A 5,891-nucleotide genomic window follows, 5' to 3' on the forward strand; every position below is an offset into this window, starting at 1 on the left:
GCCCCACCTTGGCGGCGGCAAGGCCACCTCCCAACCTGCGCGAGCAAGACCACCTGCCTCACCTTGGGGGCGAGGTCACCTGCCTCACCTTGGGGGGCGAGGTCACCTGCCCCACCTTGGCGGCGGCAAGGCCACCTCCCAACCTGCGCGAGCAAGACCACCTGCCTCACCTTGGGGGCGAGGTCACCTGCCTCACCTTGGGGAGCAAGGTCACCTCCCTACCTTGGCGGGTGAGGTCACCTGTCTCACCTTGGTAGGCAAGGCCACCCCCCACCTTCACCAGCAAGCCCGCTCAAACACCCGAGCAGGTTCCGCCACCATGTAACTGCTCGAGCCCCAACCCATGGTCGGTGCGCGCACACCGAGAACCGGGGAGCGGCCCCACCTACGGAGTGCCCGCGGACGACATCATGCCTCGCCGGCCAGCGTGAGTACGACCAGGGGGAGAGGGCGGTCGGTGGTGGCCTGGAAGTCGGCGAGCAGCGGGTTGTCGGCCAGTGCCCAGGCCGCGAATTCGTCGTATTCCGCGCCGTTCAGAACCCGGGCCGTGCCGTGGTGGACGTGGTCGCCCAGTTCCACGATGACCGCGGGATCGGCCTGCACATTGTGGTACCAGGCCGGATAACCGTCGTCGGCGAACGAACTGACGTAGAGGGTTTTTCCGCGATACAGCGCACCGAGTGGGACCACGTGCCGTTTACCGGTTTTCGCGCCGGTACTCGTGAGAAGCAGCAGCGTCGCTCCCGCGTACGCGCCGCCGACCCGGCCGCCGTTGGCCCGGAACTCGCGGATCACCTCGGTGTTCCAGACGGCCGGATCCTGTTCGGTGAACTGGTTCCACGGGGCGCCGGGATCGTCGTAACGGGTGTATTCGGCCGCGAGGGCGGGAGCGGTGTCGGTGGGGCGGGCTGCTTCTGTCATGGCGGTCAGTGTGCCGGGCGGCACCGACAAAAACGTTTCACCGCAGTGGTTTTGCCGGGCGTTCGGTGTTCTCGGTGTCCGCCCGGGCGGCATCGGGGTCGGCGAAACCGAACAGTTCGCCGTCACGATGTTCGAGCACCGTGTTGCCCAGGACGCCCAGCGAGATCGGGCCGCCGCCGTAGCCGGGCCGCGCGACCGGGAGACGGGCGACCTCGGCACCGGTGACCGGGTCGAGGGCGGATACGGCGCCCGGTACCGGGATCAGGAGGCTCCCGGCCATCGGGACCGGGGCTCCGAGTGCGTCCGCGGCCGTCCATAGCGGTTCGAAAGTGCTGGCCCGCAGGGCTATCACACTGTTTCCGGTGAACACCAGGAACGCCGAACCGGTCCGGGTGGTCGTGGCCGTTTCGGCGATCGGCGCGGAGAGTTCCTGCACCAGAACCGGATTGCCCTTGGCGTCGAAGATCGTCAACCGCGGTGCGGCCGGTTCGCGGCCGTCGGCGCCGGGCTGGTAGACGGCGATCCGGTTGTCGGACACCGCCATCACCCGGGCATCGGGAGAATCGGCGCCCGGACCCTCCAGCACCCGTGAACCGTATTCCTCGGGCACGTTGTCGTCTTTGGGTGCGGGGGCCAGTACGGTAAGCCGGTTGGCCGGATCGTCCGGGCAGCGTTCCAGTACCGCGAGCCGGGACGAACTCGACGCGGCCGAACGCAACGCGCATCCCGTACGCGGCTGGGTCTTCCAGTTGTCCTTGGCGTCGACATACCCGTATTCGAGGGTGCGTACCAGGTCCGAACGCCAGACCTCGAGCCGGTCGGGGCCCTGCGCCACCACATAGGTGCCGTCCACGGACAGCCGGACCCGATCGTCCATATAGCTGCTGCGCGCGGTCCGGCGTTGCCCGTCGGCGCCGGAGATCATGGTGGTCTCGCTGCATCCGCGTTCGTTGCGGTAGACCGCGATGACCATCCCGAACTGCGCCTCCACCCCGCACAGCGGCAGGTCGCGGGAGTAGCGCCACACCTGTTCACCGGTCCGCGGATCGTGCCCGGTGACGGTACCGTCCGCGCCGGTCACCGCAACGCCCTCGGAGGTGAGCGCGCGGGTGGTCGCGGTATCGGGCGCATGCCACAGTTCGCGCAGCGTTCCGGGGAGCTCCTGGGCGGCCTGCGGGGTGCGGGCCGGGCGGTCGGCGACCACGGATTCGGTATCGGACACATCGCTGGTGGCCCATGCCACGATCACCGCGATCACCACGAAGAGGGCGATCGCGGCAGCGGTGATGACATCGGCGCGCGTTCGCCGCTCAGGTGCGAGCACGTAGGCGAGCGTAACGGATGGCACGGACGGCTTTCGACCGTGCTCTGAGCGGGCTCACCGGACCGGAAACGCGGAACCGGGCCGACGGTGTTTCCACCGCGGCCCGGTCCGGTGCCCGTTGTCAGTCCTGTGACGATCCGTTCGTGCCCGCACCGGCGCTCACGGTCCGGGCCTCGTCCTGCGTGGCGCTGCCCGGTGAGCCGGCTTCGGCCGCGCCCGGGGTATCGGCGGACCGGCGGCGTGCGGGCTTGTCCGCACCCGCATCCGCGCCCTCCGTCTCCGCACCGGACTCGGTGGTGGAGTCGGTGGTCTCGCCGGACGAGCCGGTGTCCTGCGCGTCACCGGTCCCGGCCGAGCGCCGCCGCCGGCGACGGCGGCGTGGGGCCGAGCCCGATTCGTCGCCGCTGTCGGGGCCCGCGCCGGGGCCGCCTTCGGCGGTCTCCGTGGCTGTCCCGGTCTCGTCGGCGGTGGTGGCCGCGTCCGCCGGCTGCCCGCCGCGGGTGCGTTTGCGGTTGCGTTTGCGAGAGCTGCGCTCGGGTCGCTCGACAACCACCGCATCCGGATCGCGCTGCGGCTTCTGGCCGCCGACGGTTCCGGTGACGCCCTCCGGAATACCCAGATCGGAGAACAGATGCGGCGACCGCGAATAGGTCTCCACCGGTTCGGGGATGCCCAGGCGGAGTGCGGCGTCGATGGAGGCCCAGCGGGTGAGTTCGTCCCAGTCGATCAGCGTGACCGCGACGCCCGTCCGTCCGGCACGGCCGGTGCGGCCGATCCGGTGCACGTAGGTCTTCTCGTCCTCGGGGCACTGGTAGTTCACCACATGGGTGACATCGTCGATATCGATACCGCGCGCCGCGACATCGGTCGCGACCAGCACATCGATGGTGCCCTTGCGGAATTTCGAGAGGGCTTTCTCGCGGGCGATCTGCCCGAGATCACCGTGTACCGCGCCGACCGCGAAACCGCGCTCGGCCAATTCGTCGGCCACCTTCTGGGCGGTGCGTTTGGTGCGGGTGAAGATCATCGTGGCGCCGCGGCTCTCGGCCTGCAGCACCCGGGCGACCAATTCGCTCTTGTCCAGCGCATGCGCCCGGTAGACGAATTGCGCGGTCCGGTCGTGCACCGCGGAATCGTGCGGTTCCTCGGCGCGGATATGGGTCGGGCGGGTGAGGAATGTGCGGGCCAGCGTGATGATCGGGCCGGGCATGGTCGCCGAGAACAGCATGGTCTGCCGTTTATCGGGCACCATCCCGAGAATGCGTTCGATATCGGGCAGAAAGCCCAGATCGAGCATTTCGTCGGCTTCGTCGAGCACCAGTACCCCGACCTTGCCGAGGATCAGATGCTGTTGATCGGCCAGGTCCAGCAGGCGGCCGGGCGTCCCGACCACCACGTCCACACCCTTGCGCAGCGCGTCGATCTGCGCGTCGTAGGGGCGGCCGCCGTAGATGGAGGTCACCCGCAGCGGTCCGCGTTCGGTGTTGACGTATTTCGCCGCGTTCTCCAGGTCGTGGGTCACCTGGATGCACAATTCGCGCGTCGGCACGATGACCAGCGCGCGCGGGGTGCCGTCCAACGGCGTCGTCCCGGATTCCGTGGTGCTGATCCGGTGCAGCAGCGGTACGCCGAAACCGAAGGTTTTACCCATACCGGTCCGGGCCTGGCCGATGAGATCCTCACCACCCAGCGCCAACGGCAGGGTGAGTTCCTGGATCGCGAAAGTACGTTCGATTCCGATCTCGCCGAGCGCGCGCACGATTTCGTCGCGTACACCCAATTCCGCGAAAGACGGCGCGGTATGGGCGGAGTCCAACTCCGCTGTCAGCAGAGTTTCCGCCAGACCGGGTTCCGGTTCTACTGTGATCTTGCTCAGGTTCGTGCCTTCCCTCGTTATCGCGCTACACGCGCACGAGGCGTGGGGCGGACCGGCCGGTCCACGACGACCACGGATCCGCCCTGCGATATTCACCCGGGCCGCCGCCGGATGTCGGCAGTGCCCGGATGAGGGGCAGCGAAGCTCGGACATCGGCGCAGCGCATCGGTGACGCGGATCTGGTGCGCGCACATTTTCCGTGGACACCGGAGAATTCTCTGGTCACCGCTGCGCGCACCCGTGGTGCGCGGCTTTCGGAGCTGCCGGTTCTTGCGGATCGGCGGAATTCTTCCGTTGTCCGTCGCGATTGTAGCGTGCTATTGTCCTGCGCTCCGAAACCCGGCAGCGCATATCGGCCGGAAAGGGATTCCGCGCCTTCCGGGCACCCGCCCAGCGCGCCTGTGCGATAGCACGTTTCACGCGATCCGGCGACCCCGGCCGCGGCGGCGGTACGTGGCGGCCCCTGAAGGTGATTCGGCACACACTCGGCCAGGTCGGGCCCCCTGCGCGGCTGGTACAGCCGTATCGGGATATGAGAGATTCGTGCCGTGAGCATCGCAGACCGTGGTATCGCCCTCGCCGACCGAGCGCTACGCGTGGTGGACCCGGAGGGTGACCGGACCCGGACGCTCGGGCGCGCCGCCCGCAATGCGTGGGCGCTGACCTTCGGTGACGGAGTGGAAGGGCACCGGCCGACGCCCGCCACGGTGCTCTGGGACGAACCCCACCGCCGGCTGAGCCGGTTCGAACCGGCCCCTGTCGCGGGGCAGCGGCGCGACCGGCCCGCGGTCCTGCTGGTGCCACCGCTCGCCGCTCCCGCAAGCTGCTTCGATCTGCGACCCGGTCAAAGCCTGGCCGAGTTCCTGCTCGACACCGGCCGCGCACCGTACGTCATCGACTACGGGGACATCACCTACGCCGACCGCCGGATGGGTTTCGACGACTGGATCCACGACATCCTGCCCGAGGCCATCCGGCGCACCGCCGCCGATCGCCGCGACGGCGGAGAATCGGGTGTGGACCTGGTCGGCTGGTCGCTGGGCGGCACGATGGCCCTGCTCACCGCGGCCGCGCACGCCGAACTGCCCATCCGGTCGATCACTGCGATAGGGGCGCCGCTGAACTACAACGCCATGCCCGCGACCCCCCAGCTCGCCGCGGCCGCCCGCTTCACCGGCACCGGCGAGGCCGTCGGCACCGCGCTGCGCGCGGTAGGCGGGGTCCCGGCGCCGCTCACCCGGCTCGCCTACCGCCTCACCGCCTGGGACCGGGAAATCAAACGACCGCTGTTCGTGGCCGGCAACCTGGCGCGGACGGAATCGCTGGCCCGGATGGAGGCCATCGACCGCTTCATGGCGAGTATGCCGGGCTATCCAGGGCGGATGTACCAGCAGCTGTGGACCAATCTGGTGCTGCGCAACGAGATCGGCCGCGGCGTGGTGAACATCGGCCCGCGCCCGATCCGGCTGGCCGACATCACCGCGCCGGTGCTGCTGGTCGGCGGCCCGAGCGATGTGATCACCCCCGCCCGCGCGGTCGAGCACGGGTTACGCACCCTCACCGGCGCCGCTTCGGTTCACTACGAAACCGCCCCCGGCGGGCACCTCGGCATCCTCGCCGGAGCGACCGCCCGCGACACCACCTGGACCTACCTCGACAAATTCCTCACCGCCCCGGCGCCGAGTCTTACGAGGCCCTGAAAGGGTTCGGCCCGCGTCTGCTGTCAGCCCTCGAAGCGAGGCGGCGCAGCCGCGAGTCTCGAGGGCTGAC

At 69.4% G+C, this 5,891-nt stretch carries 4 protein-coding genes; 1 reads left to right on the top strand and 3 read right to left on the bottom strand.

The window, feature by feature from the left end; translation table 11 throughout:
- Positions 1-408: 408 nt before the first annotated feature.
- From AB0F41_RS31300 to AB0F41_RS31310, 3 genes are all read right to left on the bottom strand, one after another.
- A complete protein-coding gene (locus tag AB0F41_RS31300) occupies positions 409-921 on the bottom strand; it encodes a nitroreductase/quinone reductase family protein (RefSeq protein ID WP_357430162.1) in 513 nt (170 codons plus the stop codon).
- 37 nt (positions 922-958) lie between these two features.
- A complete protein-coding gene (locus AB0F41_RS31305) occupies positions 959-2,245 on the bottom strand; it encodes a PQQ-binding-like beta-propeller repeat protein (RefSeq protein ID WP_357430164.1) in 1,287 nt (428 codons plus the stop codon).
- A 121-nt stretch (positions 2,246-2,366) separates the two neighbouring features.
- Positions 2,367-4,088 carry a DEAD/DEAH box helicase gene (locus AB0F41_RS31310; protein WP_357430166.1) on the bottom strand — a complete coding sequence of 574 codons (1,722 nt, stop codon included), beginning with the start codon at positions 4,086-4,088 and terminating at the stop codon, positions 2,367-2,369.
- A gap of 632 nt (positions 4,089-4,720) precedes the next feature.
- On the opposite strand from AB0F41_RS31310, the gene AB0F41_RS31315 reads away from it, so the two are divergent.
- Entirely contained in the window at positions 4,721-5,821 is a 1,101-nt protein-coding gene (locus AB0F41_RS31315; protein WP_357430168.1) for an alpha/beta fold hydrolase, read from the top strand.
- Positions 5,822-5,891 lie beyond the last annotated feature (70 nt).

This window comes from Nocardia sp. NPDC024068, from assembly GCF_040638875.1.
In the GTDB taxonomy this organism is placed as follows: Bacteria; Actinomycetota; Actinomycetes; order Mycobacteriales; family Mycobacteriaceae; genus Nocardia.

Bases quoted from the DNA above. Each gene is read 5' to 3' on its own strand.
- AB0F41_RS31300 (WP_357430162.1), bottom strand. From the start codon at position 921: ATGACAGAAGCAGCCCGCCCCACCGACACCGCTCCCGCCCTCGCGGCC.